We start from the raw sequence: 20113 nt of genomic DNA on the forward strand, positions 1-20113 counted from the left end.
CCCCCATGGACCCGATCCTCGTTGTTGCCGCAACCCGGCAGGAACTGACGCTGGCGATCCGAAGCCTCGGCGCCCGGGAGCACGGGGGCGCCGGTCGCCGTCCCACCTGGCTCGGCAAGGTGGGGGCACTGCCTGTGATCCTGGCCGTGACCGGCATCGGCAAAGTCAATACCGCGGCTGCCCTTGCCGCGTTGTTCGAGAACTTCATCCCCCGCCTGGTGATCAACACCGGCTGCGCCGGCGCCTACACCGCGGGCGGCCTCCGGGTCGGCGATCTGGCCGTCGCCTCAGCCGAAATCTCCGGTGACGAGGGAGTTCTCACCCCCCGGGGGTGGGAAGGCCTCGATCTCATCGGCATCCCTGCCGTTGAACGCAACGGGGTGCGCTACTTCAACGAGTTCCCGCTTTCTCTCCATCCCGCCGAGCAGGCGGTCCAACTGGCCACGGCCCTCGGCATCCCGATCCGCCGGGGAAAGTTCGTCACCGTCTCGACCTGCAGCGGCACTACGGCCCGCGGCGACGAACTGGCCAGCCGCTTCGACGCCATCTGTGAAAACATGGAAGGGGCCGCCATGGCCCAGGTCGCCCTGGACTACGGCGTCGACTGCCTGGAGGTCCGGGGGATCAGTAACATGGTGGAAGACCGGGACCTCTCCCGCTGGAACCTGCCCCTGGCCGTGGAAAAGGCCCAGCGCTTCGTTCTCAAATATCTCGAAACCTGCGGGGAGGAACAGTGATGGACGCGCTCTCGCTCGGCTTTTCGCCCTGTCCCAATGATACCTTCATCTTCTACGGCCTGATCCACGCACGCGTGCCCACCAGCGGGCTTGCCTTCCGGGAGCGGCTCGAAGACGTGGAGACCCTGAACGGTCTCGCCCTGGCGGGAGCTCTGGATATCTGCAAGGTTTCCTACCACGCCCTCGGGTATCTGCGCGACCGTTACTGCCTGCTCCGCTCGGGAGGGGCGCTGGGGCGCGGTTGCGGCCCCCTGGTGGTGACGCGGGGGGCGTCGACCCTTGCCGACCTGAGGGGGAAGCCCGTGGCCGTGCCGGGGCGCTTCACCACGGCTGCGCTGTTGCTGCGCCTTGCGGACCCCGCCATCGACACCCTCGTGTTCATGCCGTTCCACGAGATCATGGGGGCCGTGGCGCGGGGCGAGGTGGCGGCGGGGGTCATCATCCACGAATCGCGCTTCACCTACCGTGACCATGGCCTCACCAAGCTTATGGATCTGGGGGAGTGGTGGGAGAGGGAAACCGGCTGTCCCATCCCCCTGGGAGGGATCGTTGCCCGGCGCGACCTGGGCGTGGAGACCATCATCGCCGTGGAGCAGGCGCTGCGGTCGAGCGTGGCGTTTGCCCAGGCGAACCCCGGCGAGGCGAAGGCTTACATTCGCGCCCATTCCCAGGAGATGAGCGACGAAGTCTGCACTGCCCACATCGACCTCTACGTGAATGATTTTTCCCTTCAGCTCGGTCCCGAAGGGGAGGCTGCCGTGATTGAGCTCCTGTCCCGGGCCGAGGCCGCGGGAGTGATTCCCCGGTCGGACGCGCCGCTGTTCGTCCCCTTTTAACCGGCTGAATTTAAACGGTATTGCGCGGAGTTAGCCTTCTTTTGGCTTGACCTGTCCCCCGCGGCCGTGCTATAGGAGTGCCTCGCCCAGAAGGAGGTGCCTATGGTATCTGCACTCCGGAAAGGGCGCCTGGCCATCCTGATCATTCTCTGTCAGGCGTTCTTCCAGATCCAGACACTGTCCTTGCAAGCAGAGGAAATCGCAGCACAGGAAACATCGGACACAGAGGCCGCGGTCGAGGCCACGGCCGACGAGGGGGTCAGGGGGACCGCCTCGTACTACGCCACGCGCTATCACGGAAGAAGAACGACATCGGGGAAGCGGTACGATCCGAAGAAGCTCACCGCCGCACACCCCACCCTCCCTCTCGGTACCAGGGTCAAGGTGGTGAACCTGGCCAACGACCGGGAGGTGACGGTCACCATAACCGATCGCTGCCGGAAGAGGGTGAACCATTTCATCGACCTCTCCCGGGAAGCGGCCAGGAGGCTCGGATTTCTCGGCAAGGGGGTGACGCAGGTACGTATCATCACCCTTGACGAAACCGCATCCTGAAACAACACATTTTGGGCGAAACAGGGAATAGGGCCGGCAGCGATGTCGGCCCTATTCTTTTGCGGGGAGGCGGGCCGGTTTACGGTTGCGCCGAAGCGCCAGGAAAGCGGGAAGAGCCACCAGGCCGAAGAAGGCCGTGGCGCCGATGCCGAAGTTGGTGGCCCAGCCGATGGACGACATGGCGCCGTAGTCGGTGAAGGCCAGGGAGCCGAACCCGGCCACGGTGGTGAGGGCGGAAAGGAGTACCGCCCGGCCCGCCTGGACATAGCGGTCGCCTGCTTCGCTGCCATCTCCCTCGCGCAGCCGGTGGTAGACGTGGAGCCCATAGTCGCTTCCCATGCCAAGGATGGTGACCAGGACCATGGCGTTCATGAAGTTGATCTTCATGCCGGTGGCGGCCATGAGGCCGAGCATGGAGACCACCCCCGCAAAGACCGGCAGGAGCGATGCGGCGATGCCTGCCAGGGATTCGAAGTGGACCACCAGGAGGAAAAGGATCAGGATTCCGCCAATGGCGAACCCCTCCATGAAGCTTCCCCGAACCGATTCTGCCAGTTGGCGGCTGATGAGGTCGGGCCCCGTGGTCCGCGCCTGGGGGGCCAGGGCCGCCAGTTCGCCCAGGAAACGCTCCTGGGGAAAGGCATCGCCCCGATAGTGCAGGGTGATGAGGAGATGCCAGCGGCCGTTCCGTTCCACCAGGAACCGGTCCACCATCCCGCCGAGGGGAGAGTTCCTGAGGAGCGCCACGGCCTCGGCCATTGGTACCGGCCCTGCTGTGGCGAGCCGGCCGAGTCCGGATAGGGCTTCGGGGAACATGGCCGCGTCGAAGTCTGCCCGTTCAAGCGCCAGCCCCAATTCTCCACGCGCCTCCCGCACTGCCGGCCGTTGCCGGAGCCGCTCCAGCACCCGCTGCTGTTCCCCTGTGCCGTTCATCACGCTGCCGAGCCAGGTGACGGCCACCAGTTCCCGGCGTTGCCGGTACTCCTCGGCCAGAGCCGCAACCTCTCTACCCCGTCGCATCACGTCGCCAAGATCGTCCCCCTCCACCGCCACCAGCATCTGGCTGGGGGAAATGCTCAGGTGGCGTTCGATCCGCTCCTGGGTCAGGAACGCTTCCGAGTGCCGCGGCTGCAGATTTTTCAGATCCCCTTCGAAAGAGATGGAAAAGGCCGCCAGGGCAAGGCCGGCAACGGCGGCCAGGGAGATGAACGCGATGGTCCGGGGCCGGCGCTGGGTCAGGCGCCAGAGACGGGTGAGCCCCAGGCTCGGGAGGGGTGGGTGAAGTGCGTCGGGGGCGCGCTGCTCGGCAAAGATGAGAAGCGGCGGCAGGAAAAAGAAGGTGGCATAGAGCGAGTAGAGGACCCCCAGTCCCACCAGGAGTCCCAGCTCTGAGAGCGCCCGCACATCGGAAATCACCAGGGCAAGGAAGGGAAATGCCGTGGTGGTGGCGGCGGTGAAGACGCCGTGGCCGGTGTCGACCACGGCGAGCCGCAGGGACTCTTCGGCGTCGCGGCCCGCACTCCGCTCCGTGCGGTAGCGGTCGTAGAGGTGAATGGAGTAGTCGGTGCCGAGGCCGATGATGAGAGCCGTGAAAGCGAAGGATATGATATGGACCGACGGCAGGATGAGCCCCGCCGTGCCCAGGGCCATGACCGTGCCGAAGGCGATGATGACAGGGATGAGAAGGGTCGGCAGCATCCGCCGGTAGGTCATGAAGAAGAGCCCGAGAACCACTGCCAGGGATGAGGCGATGCAGGCGAGGATATTCCGCTTCATGACCGCTTCATCAATGACAGCCGAGAGGTGCGCCCCGGCGCAGGAAACCGAAACGCCCGGCCCCACGGCTGCCCGTGCCTCGTTGATGCCCGCCACGAGCTTGCGGGCGAATGCCATGTCCTGCACCGGCCGGGCCGGCTCAGCGATCATGACGAGGAGTTGTCCGTCCCGGGAGAGGAAGTAGGGGGACTCGGGGTCCAGGTCCAGGGCCTGGCTTGCCTCCTGGAGGCGCGGCAAGATCAATTCGCGGAGGGCCAGGGGGTCGGCGGCCACCAGGTCCCGGCTCCCAACCCCACCACCGGCGGCCAGTTCTGCCGTGGCCCGCCGCAGGGCCCTATCCATTTCGTACGCCTCCAGGCGGGCCGCGAACTCGTCCACCTTGCCGGGGGCGAGAAAGAGCTGGGGCAGTGTTACGGCCCGACCGACAAAAGCCGCGAAATCGGGCAGGTCGGCAGGTTCCACCACCCGGTAGGAAACCGAGCGAAGAGCTGGCTCGCCGTCCACCCGCAGGGCCCGGAGCCGTGTGGCCAGGGCTTCGGCCTCGGCGGGAAGCCGCTCCCGCTCCCCTTCCAGGAGGAGGTAGGCCTCACCGGCGCTGCCGGTCCATTCCAGGGTGTCCAGGAAGAGGCGAAGTGCTCCCCGGTCAGTGGGGAAGAGCTTGAAGATGTCCGATTCGAAGCGGAGGCCCGCGATGGAGGCGATGGCCAGGCAGAGGGCCAGGAGCGAGCCGGCCAGGGTCGTCCGGGGGTGATGCCAGGTGACCCGGAAAATCCATGCCAGGTGCCGGCCGATGGCAGCCTGGACAAGGGCGACGAGACGCCGCACCTAGAGCCCCTTCAGGCCTGCCAGCGGCATGACCGTCATCCCCTCCAGGCAGGGGTGAGCGCCGACTCGTCAAGGGGAGCGTTCACCTCCGGCTCGTCGAAGGCTATCTTCACCCGCACGCCGTGGCTGTCGCTGAACTCGACCTGGGCGGGAAACGGCACCCCCCCCAGGGAGCGGTAGTTCCGGTAGATCACCTCTCCACGCGCCGAACGCTTGCGCTCCAGAAGTCCATCGGGGCCATAGGTGGCGAGGGTGACGCCGCCGTCGTCCGTCTGCTCTTCGGTTCGCCCGGCCGCTTCGGGACGGTAGAGGGGGGAACCTTCCACCACCCACTGCATCATGCGCCACCCCTGGAGCCCCCCCTTGGCCGGCAGGTCGGCGAAGGTTCCCACATAGGCCTGTCCCTTGGAGGGGAGCAGGATGGTGATCCGCTCGCCAGCGGCGAAAAATTCCAGGGCAGTGGTGCCGAAGGGGGTAAGCATGACCATGTGGAAGCGGTCGGGGCGGTGATAGAGGAGATAGCCGTTGCCGCCGGTGCTCCCGTCGGGCGTTTTGACCGAGAGGGAGACCGTGGCGGCCAGGGTTTCCACCCTGGCCCCCGGTTCGAGAGGCACCTGGGGCTGCGGCACCGTGGCGCAGCCGGCCGCAAGGGCGACGGCAAGGATGAGGAACAGGGCGAGTCGTCTCATGGCGGCAGCACCCTCACTCTATCCTGAAGTCGCGGTCGGTGAGCCCCACGTTCCGGCGGACATTGCGGAAGGAGATGACGGTCCGGTCCCGGTTCTGCTCTTCGATGACCACCCGCCTCAGTTTCCCGTCGGTGGCGAGGATGACCTGAAGGTTCTTCACTCCCCGTCCCTGGGAGGGGGCTATGGAAATAGTGACGGCGTCGCCGTTCCGCTCCGCCTGGACGGCGACCCCGTCGGGGACCGATGTGACCGGCTTTTCCATGAGGGCGAACCAGCGGGCGAGCCCTTCGTCGGGAGGAAGCACGATCTTCTGCCGGACTCCGTCGGCGGGGAGCAGGGTGGAGATGACGTTGTCCCGCAGCAACACGCGGCTGGCGTGGGGGGGATTGAGTTCCATCATGAAGCTGTCGGGCTTGCGGAAACGGACCATCCCGTTCGTCACCAGCTTCTTTTTCATAAGGGCGATCTGCTTTTCCTGCGTGATCTCGGCGGTGAAGTCGTTGACCCCGGCAAAGGCCGAGCGGAGGAATTCGAGTCCTTCCCGCGGAGAGATCCGTGCCGCGTGGCCGGGTGCAGGGACGGCCAGCGCCAGGAGTACGAACGCGAACAGAATGCGTGCGAGTCGGCTTGCTATCATCGAGGGGTTCCTACCTTGAGGGTTATTGTGGCGGAGGCGGCCGGGCGCCCGTCGGCCGTCACCTCGCCCGCAACCAGGTGGAGGGGACCGAAGGACTTCACGACCGTCACGGAGACGGTCAGGGAATTTCCCGCTTCCACCGTGCCGTGAAAGTCGGCGTGGTCAACGGCTGCGAGGATGCCGCCGCCGTTTGCGTCGTCCGCCGCGGCGATGCCGCCCAACTGGGCCATGGCCTCCAGCAGGAGCAGGGGGGAGCATCCCCGCGTACCGGCGGTCGTCCGCATGAGGGCCGTGGCTGATTGGCCGGGCTCCCTGGCGATTATACGGTCGAGGACGAGAAAAGGATAGCGGTGAGGCAGGAAGTCCCACGGAGCGGGGCTATGCACGCATACCCCCGGTGACGTCGATGGCGTGGTACGGGCCCTCGGGCGAAGCCGCCAGATGGAGCCCCCGGGCATCTTCGGGGAGGACCAGCAGGAGGGCGGCCAGGGCAAGGCCCCCCATGGCCAGGGAGCGTCCGATAAGATTGCCCGGTTCCATGGCCGGCACGGCAGGAAGCGGGGTGGTGAGGGCTGTATTGTCGGCTGCGGCCCCCGAGAACGACACCAGGGCCGGTGTAGCGGGTGGCATGAGCCGGTCGACCGCCTCCCGTTCCCGGCCGGCGGGCAGCATGCCCACGGTCCGCAGTCCCGTGATCCTGCCCCGCAGCCTGGCGGCGCGCCGCTCCGCATGGTCCCGCCGCTCGAGGACCAGGATGCCGCACCCCTCGCCAAAGGAGCGGGCATAGGTCCGCAACTGGCCCGCGGCCCGGAAACCGGCCATCATCAGCGGGGTCAACTCATCCACTCCGCCGGCCAGCATCACATCGGCCCGCCCCTCCTCCAGGAAGCGGCAGGCCATCTGGATGGCGGCCTCTGCGGAGCAGAAACGCTGCACCTGGGTCACGTTGGGTCCCTTGAGGCCGTGCTCGATGGAGGCGTTGCTGGCGGCGGCATTGGCAACGGTGTTGGGGAAGAGCATGGGCACGAGCCCCTCCACTCCCCTGGAGAAGTAGCCGCTCAGAAACTCCACGGAATTGGCGATGCCGCCGAAGCCGCAGCCCAGGGCAATGCCGATGCGTGTGGGGTCGCCCCCCTTCGGGTCGATGCCGGCATCGGCCAGGGCCATGCCTGCGGCCACGGTGGCCAGGAGGCTGCACCGGTCGAACTTGCGGGCCTTGAGGGGGGGCATGAAGTCTGCGGCCCTGAAGGCGTCCGCCTTGCCCCAGAGATATCCTCCCGTGCCGAGGACTTCGACGGGGACGGGGGTGAGGCGGCATTGGCGCTGTGCCATCGTCTCCCATAGCGGTTCGATTCCCACCCCGGCAGCGGAGATGGCGGCAAGGCCGGTGACGGCTATGTCCATTGACGGGATGCTCATCGTCCGATCACCACCGAGGTAACGTTGCCGCCAAAGGCAAAGGAATTGGACAGGGCAACGGTTGCCGAGCTCTGCCGGGGGCCGTCGTGGCAGTAGTCCAGGTCGCACTCCGGATCGCTCCCCCGGAAGTTGAGGGTCCGGGGGATAATCCCCGCCCCCAGGGCCGTTACGGTGGCGACGATTTCGATGGAGCCGGCGGCGCCCAGGCAGTGGCCGGTCATCCCCTTGGTGGAGACCAGGGGGACGCGCTCCACGTCAGTGCCGAACACGAGTTTCATGGCCTTGCTTTCCACCGCGTCGTTGAGGGGGGTGCCGGTGCCGTGGGCGTTAACCCAGCCGATTTCGCCAGCAGCAACCCCCGCATTGTCGAGGGCGGCCCGCATTACCCGAGCCGCTTCCGACCCGGAGGCTCCGGTGCGGTCATGTGATGGGCCTCACCGGCCAGGGCATAGCCCAGAACGCGGCCGTAGATGCGGGCGCCCCTGCTGCGTGCCGTCTCCTCCCGTTCCAGGACCACGAAGGCCGCCCCTTCGCCGAGGGATATTCCCTGGCGGCCCAGGCTGAAGGGGGAACAGGGCTCGGGATCGACGACCCGCAGAGAGTTGAAGCCGGCATAGGTGAGGATGGAGAGAGTGTCGCTCCCGCCGCAGAGGCATGCGTCGAGCTGTCCCGTGGCGATGAGGTCGGCACCCCAGCCGATGGCCGTGGCCGACGAGGAGCAGGCGGTGGTGATGCTTCCCTGGTAGCCCCAGAGGCCGAAACGCTCCGCCAGGGCAGTGGTGGTTCGGTCCGGCAGGATGCAGCGCAGGTCACCCGGCCGTCCCCTGCCGCCCGCAAGCCGGTCCCGGAGCCACGCCTCGCCGTGGATCATCCCCGATGCACCGGCTCCCACGCAGACCCCCACGGTAAAGGGATCGTAGTGTTTCCCGGCGCCGCTCATGCCAAGGGCCTCCGCCGCTGCAACGGCGGCGAACTGGTCGGTGCGGGAAAGCCGCCGGGCGTCGGCCCGGTCAAAGTAGTCCAGGGGGGAATAGTCGCGCACCTGGGCTCCGATGTGAGAAGGGAAGGGCGAGACGTCGAAAAGATCCACCGGACCGATACCGCTGCGTCCGTGCAGGAGGGCGTCGGTGAAGGAGGCCAGGTCTTTGCCGGCCGCGCAGAAGATGCCGAGGCCGGTTATGGCGATGCTGGTTTTGTCCATCGTAATTCGTTCAAACGGCTCGACGGGCCGGGCAAGGCCCGTTTAGTGGATAACTGCCAGATGGTGATATTGTAGCCGGACGGTCCGGCGAAGGCAAAGAAAAGTTGCCGGTCTCCGCCGGTGTGGCACGGCCTGTCAGAGGATTCCGCCGTCGACCACCAGGCACTGGCCGGTTATGTAGGATGCCCGGTCCGAGGCCAGGAAGGCCACGGCCTCGGCCACTTCCTCCGGGCGCCCAGTGCGGCCGAGGATGCTGCCTTCCACGATCCGGTCGACCATCTCCCGCTTCATGCCGGCAATCATTTCCGTTTCGATGAGCCCCGGCGCCACGGCATTCACTCTGATGCCGAGGGGACCCACTTCCCGGGCCAGGGATTTGGTGAAGCTGACCGCGGCTCCCTTGGTTGCGGCATAGTTGGTCTGCCCGGCAGTGCCGGCAAAGGCCGACACGGAGGAGAGGTTGATGATGGCGCCCCTCCGTCTGGCGAGCATTTTCCGCACCCCCCACTTGCAGCAGTGGAAGAGGGGGGAGAGGTTGGCCCGCATGACCGCATCCCAGTCGTCCTCGGCCATCATGGCCAGGTAGCCGTCCCGGATGATCCCCGCGTTGTTCACGAGGACGTGGAGGGTGCCGCTCTCCCTGCTCGCCGCGTCGATGGCGGCCATGGCCCCCTCTGCCGTGCTCACGTCCGCCCGTATCGTGGCAATGGAGCCGGGCAGCCCCGCTGCCTCGGCTTCCAGGGTGCGGGCCGCCTCTTCGTCGGCGCGGTAGGCGGCGGTCACCTGTGCCCCTTGCCGGGCGAAGTGGAGGGAAATGGCCCGGCCGATCCCCCGGGTGCCGCCGGTGACGACCACGATGCTATCCTTGAATTCCATGGGATTGTCTCTCCTGTCAGTGGGGGCGATGCCCCGCGTGATGGCTGTCAACGACCCCTGGGAGCGTCTGCTCCGCCGCCGTTCGCCATGAAGCGCCTGATTCGTTCGTCGGTGGCCGGATGGGTGGAGAAGTAGTCGCTGAGCGAGCGCTCTTTCTTCCGGTCCTCTCCTTCCCCGGCCCTGCGCTGGTGATCCCGTTCGAGCCGGGCCAGGACATCTGCGTACCGGGAAAGCGGTATCCTTTTGCCGCGGAGATATTCGACCGCCGCGTCGTCGGCCTCCACCTCGAACCCGCGGGAGAACCGGGCGTCGACCAGAGCCGTGGGGAGCCCTGCCGACAGGGATGTCACCGAGGTGATGTCGCCGGTGATGGTTGCCAGCAGAAGCCCGGTGGCGGAATTCTGGAGGATATGGCGCAGGGCGTGGCGGTTGCGCACGTGCCCCATCTCGTGGGCCAGGACCGCAACGATTTCGTCGTCGTTTTTTGCCAGCGTCACCAGGCCGTCGGTCACCACGATGATCCCCGACGGCAGCGCCAGGGCATTGGCGCCGAGCCGGTCGCTCCGCCGGAATTCGATCCGGTATCCTCCCGCGTAGGACAGCTCGCGGGTCATCCGGGCGAAGAGGCGGGTCAGCTCCCGACGGCGCGCGTCCGGAAGCTGAGAGGGGGTGAACACCATCCGGTCCAGGAGTGCAAGCCCTTCCCGCCCCAGGGATTCTTCGGTGGACGGCGGGATGGCGAAGGCCGCCTTTCGTGCCAGGGCGGGAATGCCATACGTCACGAAAGCCGCGATGACCGCGACGGTCAGGACGAGGGCCGCGAGGGCGCGGGGCAGGCTTTTCTCCCACCGGTGGAGCGCTGCCGAGCTTCGTCCCCTTTCCTGGCGGCGGAGAAGGCCGTCCGCGAACCGTTCGTCGGAGAGCTCGCAGAGGGCGCCGTCGGGGAAGCGGATGGAACGGCGGACCGTTGCCAGCCGGGGTGAAACCGTCACCTCGTGGATGGAGCAGGTCCGCTCCACTCCCTCTCCCCGCACCCGCAGGTTCTTGCTCTCCACAACCAGCGTTACCGCGGTTTGGGCTGAACTGATCCCGTCGTAGAACAGACCGCGTGCTTCACTCATAGGGCCACGTCGATACCGAAGATGTCGCCGATCTCCTCGCCGGTGGCCGCCACCTCCTCGGCCGGTGCCGCGGCAAACTCCTGCAGATCTCCGGTTGCAAGGACGGTCAGGCTCTCCATCCGGTAGCGGAGGACCCTCACCGTGGCCCACGGGATCATGAGCCCCATGGTCAGGAAGATGGCCACGGCATTGGAGAGATAGAGCCATGCCATGTGACGGGCCCGGAGCGAGCAGGTGAAACGGGCGTCTGCCACCTGCGTGCCGTTCCAGGTGAGGTTCGTCTCGTTGGTGCTGACATAGATGGCGAAATAGAGGTAGGTCAGGGGAATGAGGAACGCCGGCAGCACGATTGCCAGTCGCCAGGGGCCCCCCGTGCCCGCAGACAGGAACGCCCCCCCGGCCAGGAACAGAAGCGGGACCGCCACTGTCACGATCGCGACAAAGCCGGCCACGGCCTTGAGGTAGAGGAGGTAAAAATCCCTGGTCGTGGTGGTGAAGGAAAATGAGGTCGTACCGTAGCCGGAGTTTTCCACGAGGAACCGTTTCCGCCGGTAGGCCGCGTAGGGATAGAGGAGCCCCAGGGTCAGCGGCACCAGCAGGGAGAGGAGACCGTAGACCAGGTAGGCCTGGCGGTAGTCGGCCCGGAAGGTGAAGCGCAGGTTGCGGTAACTCGTGTTGCGGAGGTTGAAGAGGCGCGAGCGGACCACGAGCCACGGCACGGCCGCGAAGAACAGGCGCCGACGGCGAAGGAGAGGGTGGGGCTGTAATTGGTCCCCAGGGTATAGAGCAGAAAGGCCAGCACCCCGATGAGCCAGCCCCGGAACAGGGCCCGGGGATTGGCCAGGTAGTCGAAGGGCGCGCCGTGGAGCATGGTGTTGCCATAGAGGTAGCGGCGCTTGCGGACCTTGGCCCAGGCCGAATAGACCCCCAGGGTGAGGATCTTGAGAAGGGTGTTGACGATCCAGATGCCGAAGTATTCCCTGGCCGTGCCGGTGAAGCTGAAGCGAAGGGTCCGGGGGCGCGCAGTCGACGGGGCCGCCGGGGCGGCAACGGCTGCTTCCGGACCCAGCGGAGACGCGATCGCCGGAACCGGGTCGGTTCCGGCAGCAGTGCCTCGGGCGAACATGAACGTATCCCTGCACCGGGGACAGGTGACCCGGGCGCCGCCGGGGATGGTCCCGGCCGGCATCTCCCTGCTGAACCCGCACGCGGGGCAGCTTACGGTCTCACGGTCCACAGCCGCTCCTTGGCTACTCGATGATGACGCACTCGCCCGCCATCTCCACCCGGTCTCCCGGGCGAAGTTTGCGGCCGCGGCGCAGTTCCGTCTCGCCGTTCACCCGCACGGCACCCTCTGCGATGAGGATCTTGGCTTCGCCGCCGCTGGCAACCAGGTTCGCCGCCTTGAGAAAACTGTCGAGCTTGATGTGGTCGGTGTCGATCTTCATGGGCTCTCCGCGGGGCCTCATACCCCGTTCATACGGTTGTCTTTGTAGCATTTTTCTGGTAAGAATAGCGAGATTTTTTACCCAGGGAGAACGACACCATGCTTACCGCATCCGATTTTAAGCGCGGCCTCGTCATCAAACTCGACAACGCCCCGTGCCTCATCCTCGACGTCCACTTCCAATCCCCGTCCGCCCGGGGTGCCAGCACCATGGTCAAGACCCGCCACCGCAACCTCCTGACCGGCCAGGTGCTCGACAAGACCTTCCGCTCCGGCGACAAGGTGGAAGAGGCCGAATTCGAGCGCCACAAGGGGCAATTTCTCTACACCGACGGCGACCATGGCGTCTTTATGGACCTGGAGACCTACGAGCAGTTCGAGATGGGCGCCGAGTCCTTCCAGGTGATCCAGCCCTACCTTCTCGACGGCACCGAGGTGGTCCTCGGCCTCTTCCAGGAGCGGCTCGTCAGCGTTGATCCGCCCCAGGTGGTGGAGTTGACCATCACCGACACCCCGCCGGTCATCAAGAATGCCACCGCCACCGCCCAGACCAAGGAGGCCACTCTCGAAACAGGCCTCACTCTCCAGGTCCCTCCCTATCTTGAGGTTGGCGAGAAGATCAAGGTCGACACCCGTGACTGCCGGTTCATCTCCCGCGCCTGAGCCCCGGTGTCCGGCTGAACACCCCTGCCGGTTCCGGGCACGCGCGAAAAAAGGGTTGACACAATTCCCGCTTCGGTTTATAACCTAAAGCTCTTTTCGCCCAGATAGCTCAGCTGGTAGAGCAGAGGACTGAAAATCCTCGTGTCGGCGGTTCGATTCCGTCTCTGGGCACCATTCAACATCAAAAGGCTTCGCGGGTTTTCCGCGAAGCCTTTTTTCGTTGCCGGGCATAACGCTGTCAGTTGCTGACCGGCCTGGGGGTATCGTCCGAGTTGGGAGGCAGGACCGGGTGCATGATCTTCGGTTGCGCACCGGTGAGGGTGTCGAGGAAGGTGACGATCTTCTCGGCTTCCGTATCGGTGATGGTGGTGCCGAGCTGGGCGCTTCCCATGATCTTGACGGCGTCTTTCAGCTTCCAGACCTTGCCCGAATGGAAGTAGGGCATGGTGATGGCCACGTTGCGCAGGCTCGGCGAGCGGAATACGTATTTGTCCGCGGCCGTGCTGGTCACCTTGAAACGGCCGGTGTCGTCCACGGGCCGCACCTCCGGCCCCGGGTCTTCACGGACACCGAAGGGGAAGTAGCCGGTTCCGCCCATGTTGACGCCGCTGTGGCAGGCTGCGCACCCCTTGTCCAGGAAGAGGGCGAGTCCCTGTTCCGCCGTGGTGCTGATGGCCTTGCGGTTGCCCTTCAGGTACTTGTCGAAGGGGGCGTCGGGGGTGATGAGGGTTGCTTCGAAGACCTCGATGGCCTTGGCCACGTTGTCGAAGGTGACCGGATCGCCCTGCCCCGGGAAGGCCTTGCGGAACAGGGGCGGGTAGCCGGGAATGCTCTTGAGGGTGGCGACCAGGTTTTCGGGTTTGTTGTTCATCTCCACCGATGCCTGGACCGGCCCCTTGGCCTGGGCAGCCAGGTCCTCGGCCCGGCCGTCCCAGAACTGGGCGATGTTGTAGACGGCATTGAGCACGGTGGGGGAGTTGCGTGGTCCCTTCTGCCAGCCGTGGCCGATGGAGGTTTCCAGGAGGTCGGTGCCGCCCAGGCCCACGTTGTGGCAGGTGTTGCAACTGATGATGTGCGATGCCGAAAGCCGCGGATCGAAGAACAGCATCCGCCCCAGTTCGACCCTGGCCGGACTGGCCGGATTGTCCTTCATGACCGGCGGTTTGGCAGGGATCGGCTTGAAGAGCCCCTGCGCACGTTTCATGACATCCTCTTTCCCCCAGGCGACGCCCGCCACCAGGGTGAGGGCCATTCCCCATGCGAGATTCCGGGTTTTCATTCGAGTTCCTCCTGAACGTGAAATGAATTGACAGGGTTAAGTATAGAGCAGCACGGCGGTTGCGCAAGACGACCGGACTGCTGCTCCCTGCCTGTCAAAAGTCATAGAAAACCGTCAGTCCTGCGGCGAAATCGGGGCTGGCGTCGGACAGCCCCGCCGCCACATAGCCTTCAAGGGCCATGGAACCAACGGCGTAGACCCCCTTGAGACGCCCCTCGAATGGCGCGTCGGAATCCTCTGCCGGGGCCGTTGCGCCACGACCGAGGATCGCAGCATACAGAGATGGCGTGAACTGCCTGCCGAGACCGGCCTCGTAGCTGAGGTAATCCTTGGTGGCGTAGAGATCGGAGGAGCCCTGGACGATCCAGACCGCCTCGCCGAAGGGGCGCCAGTCTCCGAGCCACTTGTCCAGCGCGAGGCCTCCGCCCGCGTCGAATTTACCGGTACCGAGCCCTTTGTTCTCGTCGGCGGTGGGGAACTTCAGGTAGATGAGTGGGCGTACCCGGGGCACCACCGTTCCCTCGGGAATGATGATGTAGCCGGCCGTGAGGGTGATGTCGCCGAGGCCGCTGGCCGAGCCCGCTGATCCGCCTGCCGTTGAGCCGGAGCTGCCGCCGGCCCCCGCCTGGAACCGGGTGCCCGTTGCCGTGGCGGCGCCGCGGGCATACCCCTGCCGGTAGGGCATGACCGTTCCGTAGGCATTGTCGCCATTGGTCTGGTACACCCAGGGGATAATCAGTTCCAGGTCCAGCCGTTCGGTGGGGTAGAGGTCCACGATGAGGGGCACGGCGATGAAATCGGTGCTGGTGCCGCTGCCGTAGTCGCCTGTCGCGAAGTCGACCCCCAGCCCCACGGCGCCCCGTCGTCCCTCGACGGGAGCGTCCCGCCGTTCGGCGGCCAGGGCTGCCGGACGGCTGATGCAAAGCAGGGCGCACGCGACAAAAAGCGAAAGAATGAGCCTTCCGCGCCACAACATAGCCGCTGTTGTTCCATTCATCCGCTTCATCTCCCGTGTCGCCCCCCTCCACGTCTCACCGGAGAGGTCGGGCGGGTCGTGTTGCCACGGCCGCTTCCGGACCAGAAGGGGCGCCCCGCATCGCTCCGGATGACGGTTTCCCCGCCGGTTGAACTGTTGCCGACCTTCTGGGTCAGGAGGTAGATGGTGCCGTCCTTGCCGATGGCCTTGGCGCCACGGGCTGTAAGCCGATCGCCCGGTTTCAGGGGGAAGCCGTTTTCATTCCAGTACCAGCGCGGACCGAGCGCCAGGACAACGGTGTCTTCCCCCTCCTTGATCGTTACGAGCATATGCGTGCCGTTGCCGCCCGGCTCGACGGAGGCGATGGTGCCCGTCACCGTGACGACCGTGTTGAGGTCGTAGCCTTCATCAAGGTCGAGGCCGCTCTTCTCCCATCCCCAGCCGAATCCGAATCCCCAGCCTGCCGTGGCGTTTCCCGCATGGAAAAGGGCCAGGAGGACAAGAATCGTGAGTATGAGGGTCGAGCGGCCTCTGTTCATGGTGGTTCCTTGCCTGTTGATGAGTCGACTACTGGGCGGTCCTGCCGGTATAGGATGAGCCGTAGCCCATGCCGTCCTGGGGCGGGGTGACGTTGCCGGTGCCGTCGCCGGGGCCGAGGCGCCTCATGGCTCCCGTCCCGACGCCCTGGCGAGCGGTGCCGGTTCCGCTGCCGTCACGGAGCTGCTGGCGGGACGAGGTTGCGGCGGACGCCGCCGTTGCCGTGCTGCTGAGACAGCTTCCGTCGCGGAGCTGGAGCCGGTCTCCGGTCCCCTGGCCGGCCATGGGGCCCTTACCGCCCCGGGCCATGGCCTCGCCGCCGAGGGCAAGGGCTCCTGCTGCCACCATCACTGCCACTGCAAGTACTTTTCCGGTCATTTCTTCTTCCTCCCTGTGTGGTTAGTGGTGTCGATGCGGGATCGACAATCGCTGCCGATCTCTGTTCCACGCACCATGCCAGGGATTGGTGTCTGTTGCAGTGTGTTGAAATGGTTGATGTTTTTGCGTAGTGCCCCTGGTGTTTCCGGGTTGCTTTAGTGCAGAATGTGCACGTGTTCACGACTAATTTGCACCGTCCCGATCATCCCCCACCAACCCGTACTCCCGAAGGCGGTACTGGAGGGTGCGCCGGGAGATGCCGAGCTTTTCGGCGGCCAGTCGCCGATTGTTGCCGCAGCTTTTGAGGGCGGCCAGGATTGCCTCCCGCTCCACCCCCTTGAGAACTCCTTCCCCCTCCTGTCCGGCGGGAAGGGGTGCCCTGAAGGTGTCCGGGAGGTCGTCGAGGGTCAGGGCGTGTCGGGCGAGGATCACTCCCCGTTCGATGGCGTTCTGGAGTTCGCGGATGTTGCCGGGCCAGGGGTAGCGCTTGAGGGCCGCCATGGCATCGGGCTCGATGCCCCGGATTTTTTTGCCGGTCATGCCCGAAAAACGACGGATGAACCAGTTCACCAGGTGCGGCAGGGCGTCGCGGCGCTCCCGCAATGGGGGGAGCGCGACGGGGAATACGTTCAGGCGATAGAAGAGGTCTTCCCTGAAGCGCCGTTCGCGGATTTCAACGGCCAGATCCCGGTTGGTGGCAGCCACTACCCGCACGTCCGCCCGGATTTCCCGGTTTCCTCCCACCCGCTCGAAGGCCCGCTCCTGGAGGACCCGCAGGAGCTTCGCCTGAAGGGGGAGAGGGAGTTCCCCGATTTCGTCCAGAAAGAGAGTTCCCCCCTGGGCCAGTTCGAATTTTCCCCGCCGGGCCTGGACCGCGCCGGTGAAGGCCCCCCGCTCGTGGCCGAACAGCTCGCTTTCGAGCAGGGGTTCGGGGATTGCCGCACAGTTCACCGCCACGAAGCCGGCCCCGTGTCGGGGTGACAGGAGATGCACGGCCCGGGCGATGAGCTCCTTGCCGGTGCCGCTTTCCCCGCTTATCAGCACGGTGGTGCCGGTGGGGGCGACCTCTCCCACGAGTCGCCGTACCGGGACCATGGCCTCGCCGGCGAAGATGAGATCCTCCGGCGGGAGTCCCGCCGTTTCGGTTTCCTTGAGGGCCAGGTATTCCCGCTCGCGGCTCTTCCCGGACAGGACCCGCCCCACGAGAACCCGCAGGTGTCCGGGTCCTTCAGGGGCTTGGTGAGGAAATCCGCTGCCCCCTCTTTCACCGCGGCCACTGCTTCCTCGATGGTGCCGAAGGCCGTCAGGATGACGAACGCCGGGGGATAGGGGTCCTCGCGGCTCGCCCGGAGGAGTTCCAGCCCTCCGATGCCGGGCATCCGCAGGTCGGAGAGGACCAGATCGAAGGATTCGCGGCGCAGCAGGGCCAAGGCCTCTTCCCCGCCAGCGGCCTCCCGGATGTCGTATCCCTCCCCCTTGAGGACTGTCCTGAGAAATCCCCGGAAGGTGCTGTCATCTTCGGCTATGAGTACGCGTGTCGTCATGGGTGCGGTCTGCCTCTCATCGGTGAAGGGGGAGTGTTACCCGGAAAACGCTGCCGCCGCCGGGATTGTCCGCTACGCTGATGCTCCCCCCGTGTGCTTCGGCTATCTTGCGGCAGACGGCCAGCCCCAGGCCGCTGCCCCGGGCCTTTGTGGTGAAGAACGGGGTGAAGATCCGCTCCCGGTCATGGGGGGCAATGCCGTGGCCGTGGTCTGCCACGCTGATCTCCACCGTTTTCCCTTCGCGCCGGGAGACAACGGCCAGCTTTCCCCCGTCCGGCATGGCCTGAATGCCGTTCTTTGCCAGATTGAGAATGAGTTGCTCCAACCGCGCTTCGTTCCCTCTGGTGGCCAATCCTTCGGCAAGGGATGCCGCAATGGTGACGCCGGCGGCCCGCGCTTCGGGGCCCACCAGTGCCAGCACATGGTCAATCACCGCGTTTACCTGGAGCGGCCCTTCTGGCCCGGGCTCCGGCCGGGCGTAGGCAAGAAGGTCGCTGACGAGCGATTCGAGCCGGATCGCCTCGGTGACGATCAGTGCGGAGAACTCCCGGTTTCCATCGTCGTTGCTCCGCTCCATGAGCAGTTGGGCGTAGCCCTTGATCCCGGACAGGGGGTTACGCACCTCGTGGGCGAGCACCGCCCCCATTTCCCCCAGTTGCGCAAGCCGTTCCCGGCGGATCATTTCCAGCCGGTGCTCCTGGGCCTGGCGGGCGTGGCGATAGAGGAGCACCCCCATCGTCCAGGCTGCCGTCAGCAGCGAAAACAGCACCACCATGCCGACCCTGGCCCGATGGATCACCGCATCGGCCCGCCAGGGGTGAAGTGCCAGGCGCAGGGCCAGGGTCCGGCCGGGGAGGTGGAGGGGAGAGTGATATTCGTACACCTCTTCGCCCGTGCCGAGCCTGATGCGGTTTTCCGCCAGGCCCCGTCCGCCGAGAACCGTCTCGTACCGTTGATCCGTCACCCGCGATCCGATCAGGTCGGCATTGGAGTGAAAGACGATGGTGCCGTTGCGGTCGATGACCGAGACATAGGCGATGTCCCGGGCGCGAAAGGCGGCCAGCGAAGTCAGGGACGAGTCGCGGGCCGCAATCGATTCCAGCGCCGACGTGAGCGAAAGGGCGAGCCCCCGGAGGTTCCCTTCGGCAATGGGGCGGGCGCTCCGGTAGTTTCCCACGGCGAACCAGCCGAGAAGCAGTGACAGGATGACTCCGGCCGCAAGGGCGATGAGGGAAACGATAGTGCCGCGCATACGTTTGTCGTTGTTGAGTTTGCTAAATCCGTTTATTTGCATGTACTATAGCATTGCCGGCTGTCCGTGCAAATGCATATTCATGCCTCGCCCCGAACGGTCCGTGGGGGGCCGGAAGGGGCAGCGCAGTCATTATGCGTGGACTGGTGTGTAGTTTTCAATGAAAATATGCCAATCATGTCAAGCGCAGTATATGCCCATGCCGTTGACGGCCGCCTGGAATGTTTTCTCCAATCCGCTCGGCCTCGCCGCTATCACCCCGCTGGCCGGAGACCCCTTTTCCGCTTTCCCCGCCTTTTGTTCCGGGCTATCATCCCTTTCCCAGGAGGTGCCCCATGAAAAAGGGAAAACCGGCGAAGAAGTACTCCCAGGCAGCCCGGGTCCATGACCTCATCCGCCTCATCGAGCGCGGCACGGCGTGACCATTGCCGAAATGGCCGAGGAAACCGGCGTGGACCGCCGCACCATCACCGTGACCTGGCCGCCATCCACGAGGCGGGATATCCCCTGATCTCCGACTGGGAAGAGGGGCGCAAGGTCTACCGCTTCATCACCCGATTCCGGGACGTTCCCCCCATTACCTTTACCCTTCAGGAACTGGTGGCACTCTCGTTTTTCCGCACCCAGCTTCATTTTCTTGACGGTACCCCCTTCCGGGAGGACCTGGATGCGGTCTTCCGCAAGGTGAGCTCGGTCCTTCCCCCACGCTACGCAGCCCATATGGAGCGGATTGCCGAGGTGTCCGTGCCGCTTCTGCAGGGACGGCGCGACTATTCGCGGGTGGGGGATGGGCTGCGCAGCCTGCGCGATGCCCTCATCTACCAGTACCGGGTGCGGCTCGCCTACCAGGCCAAGGGGCAGGGGCGGTCCGCCCTGTACGAGGTGGACCCCTATACTCTGGTCTTCTACAAGGGAGGGCTCTACCTGGTCGGTTACGCCCACAACCGGCGGGCGCTGCGCACGTTTGCCGCCGAGCGGATCACCTCCGTTGAGGTGACTCGCGAGCGGTTCGAGATCCCCGATGACTACCGGCCGGCCGAACGGCTGCGGGATGCCTTCGGGATCGTTGAGGAGGAACCCCTGCCCGTGGCGATCCGCTTTTCGCCCGAACTTGCCCACACGGTCCGCAGCCGGATCTGGCACCCTACCCAGGAGGTCCGCATGGAGCCCGACGGCGCCTGCGTCCTCTCCTTCACCGCCGGCGGCCGCATGGAGATCATCGCCTGGATCCTCTCCTACGGTGCCCATGCCGAGGTCCTCTCTCCTCCCGACTTGCGGGCCGAGGTGGCCCGCACTGCCGCCGCCGTGGCCGCCCGCTACGCTTCCTCCGACGGCTGACGGGCATCGATGACGGAAGACGGTAAA

Annotated in this window: 16 protein-coding genes, 1 tRNA gene and 5 pseudogenes; 6 read left to right on the top strand and 16 right to left on the bottom strand. The window is 65.8% G+C overall.

From position 1 onward, the window contains the following. Nucleotides 1–5: 5 nt before the first annotated feature. The 3 genes from A2G06_02095 to A2G06_02105 all read left to right on the top strand — a co-directional run bounded on the left by A2G06_02095 (nucleotide 6) and on the right by A2G06_02105 (nucleotide 2128). Complete coding sequence (locus tag A2G06_02095) at nucleotides 6–737, top strand: futalosine hydrolase (GenBank protein ID ANA41569.1); 732 nt, start codon at nucleotides 6–8, stop codon at nucleotides 735–737. Next, nucleotides 737–1573: a 1,4-dihydroxy-6-naphthoate synthase gene (locus A2G06_02100; GenBank protein ID ANA39378.1), complete on the top strand. Its 837-nt coding sequence runs from the start codon at nucleotides 737–739 to the stop codon at nucleotides 1571–1573. The genes A2G06_02095 and A2G06_02100 overlap by 1 nt, the downstream gene beginning before the upstream one ends. Before the next feature lie 102 nt (nucleotides 1574–1675). After that, nucleotides 1676–2128, top strand: a complete 453-nt coding sequence (locus A2G06_02105) for a hypothetical protein (GenBank protein ID ANA39379.1) — start codon at nucleotides 1676–1678, stop codon at nucleotides 2126–2128. A gap of 51 nt (nucleotides 2129–2179) precedes the next feature. Here A2G06_02105 and A2G06_02110 read toward each other — a convergent pair whose 3' ends face one another. The 10 genes and pseudogenes from A2G06_02110 to A2G06_02155 form a co-directional block, all read right to left on the bottom strand. Then, nucleotides 2180–4729 (bottom strand): RND transporter, encoded by a 2550-nt coding sequence (locus tag A2G06_02110; protein ANA39380.1) that lies wholly within the window; start codon nucleotides 4727–4729, stop codon nucleotides 2180–2182. Further along, nucleotides 4730–5418 (bottom strand): annotated as a pseudogene (locus A2G06_02115) (hypothetical protein). A gap of 13 nt (nucleotides 5419–5431) precedes the next feature. After that, nucleotides 5432–6055 carry a cell envelope biogenesis protein LolA gene (locus tag A2G06_02120; GenBank protein ANA39381.1) on the bottom strand — a complete coding sequence of 208 codons (624 nt, stop codon included), beginning with the start codon at nucleotides 6053–6055 and terminating at the stop codon, nucleotides 5432–5434. After that, on the bottom strand, nucleotides 6052–6441 hold the full coding sequence (locus tag A2G06_02125) for a hydroxymyristoyl-ACP dehydratase (protein ANA39382.1): 390 nt from the start codon (nucleotides 6439–6441) through the stop codon (nucleotides 6052–6054). The genes A2G06_02120 and A2G06_02125 overlap by 4 nt, the downstream gene beginning before the upstream one ends. Beyond that, on the bottom strand, nucleotides 6434–7459 hold the full coding sequence (locus A2G06_02130) for a beta-ketoacyl synthase (protein ANA39383.1): 1026 nt from the start codon (nucleotides 7457–7459) through the stop codon (nucleotides 6434–6436). The genes A2G06_02125 and A2G06_02130 overlap by 8 nt, the downstream gene beginning before the upstream one ends. 11 nt (nucleotides 7460–7470) lie before the next feature. After that, nucleotides 7471–8675, bottom strand: a pseudogene (locus tag A2G06_02135) (beta-ketoacyl synthase). Between the two features lie 135 nt (nucleotides 8676–8810). After that, complete coding sequence (locus A2G06_02140; protein ID ANA39384.1) at nucleotides 8811–9551, bottom strand: beta-ketoacyl-ACP reductase; 741 nt, start codon at nucleotides 9549–9551, stop codon at nucleotides 8811–8813. A 47-nt stretch (nucleotides 9552–9598) separates the two neighbouring features. Further along, on the bottom strand, nucleotides 9599–10672 hold the full coding sequence (locus A2G06_02145) for a peptidase M48 (GenBank protein ID ANA39385.1): 1074 nt from the start codon (nucleotides 10670–10672) through the stop codon (nucleotides 9599–9601). Further along, a pseudogene (locus A2G06_02150) lies at nucleotides 10669–11909 on the bottom strand (hypothetical protein). The gene A2G06_02145 and the pseudogene A2G06_02150 overlap by 4 nt, the downstream one beginning before the upstream one ends. A gap of 13 nt (nucleotides 11910–11922) precedes the next feature. Beyond that, entirely contained in the window at nucleotides 11923–12120 is a 198-nt protein-coding gene (locus tag A2G06_02155) for an RNA-binding protein (GenBank protein ID ANA39386.1), read from the bottom strand. A 98-nt stretch (nucleotides 12121–12218) separates the two neighbouring features. Here A2G06_02155 and A2G06_02160 point away from each other — a divergent pair, with 98 nt between their 5' ends. Both A2G06_02160 and A2G06_02165 read left to right on the top strand, forming a co-directional pair. After that, complete coding sequence (locus tag A2G06_02160) at nucleotides 12219–12782, top strand: elongation factor P (GenBank protein ID ANA39387.1); 564 nt, start codon at nucleotides 12219–12221, stop codon at nucleotides 12780–12782. 98 nt (nucleotides 12783–12880) lie between these two features. Continuing rightward, nucleotides 12881–12956 (top strand) — tRNA-Phe (locus A2G06_02165). Between the two features lie 64 nt (nucleotides 12957–13020). On the opposite strand, the gene A2G06_02170 is transcribed toward A2G06_02165, so the two are convergent. From A2G06_02170 to A2G06_02195, 6 genes and pseudogenes are all read right to left on the bottom strand, one after another. Further along, nucleotides 13021–14061 (bottom strand): cytochrome C peroxidase, encoded by a 1041-nt coding sequence (locus A2G06_02170; protein ANA39388.1) that lies wholly within the window; start codon nucleotides 14059–14061, stop codon nucleotides 13021–13023. A 94-nt stretch (nucleotides 14062–14155) separates the two neighbouring features. Continuing rightward, complete coding sequence (locus A2G06_02175) at nucleotides 14156–15016, bottom strand: hypothetical protein (GenBank protein ID ANA41570.1); 861 nt, start codon at nucleotides 15014–15016, stop codon at nucleotides 14156–14158. A gap of 47 nt (nucleotides 15017–15063) precedes the next feature. Then, a complete protein-coding gene (locus A2G06_02180) occupies nucleotides 15064–15576 on the bottom strand; it encodes a hypothetical protein (protein ANA39389.1) in 513 nt (170 codons plus the stop codon). Between the two features lie 28 nt (nucleotides 15577–15604). Continuing rightward, nucleotides 15605–15952: a hypothetical protein gene (locus tag A2G06_02185; GenBank protein ID ANA39390.1), complete on the bottom strand. Its 348-nt coding sequence runs from the start codon at nucleotides 15950–15952 to the stop codon at nucleotides 15605–15607. Between the two features lie 183 nt (nucleotides 15953–16135). Further along, a pseudogene (locus A2G06_02190) lies at nucleotides 16136–17496 on the bottom strand (sigma-54-dependent Fis family transcriptional regulator). A 16-nt stretch (nucleotides 17497–17512) separates the two neighbouring features. Beyond that, nucleotides 17513–18748 (bottom strand): histidine kinase, encoded by a 1236-nt coding sequence (locus A2G06_02195; GenBank protein ANA39391.1) that lies wholly within the window; start codon nucleotides 18746–18748, stop codon nucleotides 17513–17515. A gap of 335 nt (nucleotides 18749–19083) precedes the next feature. Here A2G06_02195 and A2G06_02200 point away from each other — a divergent pair. Continuing rightward, nucleotides 19084–20086 (top strand): annotated as a pseudogene (locus tag A2G06_02200) (transcriptional regulator). Nucleotides 20087–20113: the final 27 nt, after the last annotated feature.

Origin of the sequence: Geobacter anodireducens (assembly GCA_001628815.1) — a bacterium.
Taxonomy (GTDB): domain Bacteria; phylum Desulfobacterota; class Desulfuromonadia; order Geobacterales; family Geobacteraceae; genus Geobacter; species Geobacter anodireducens.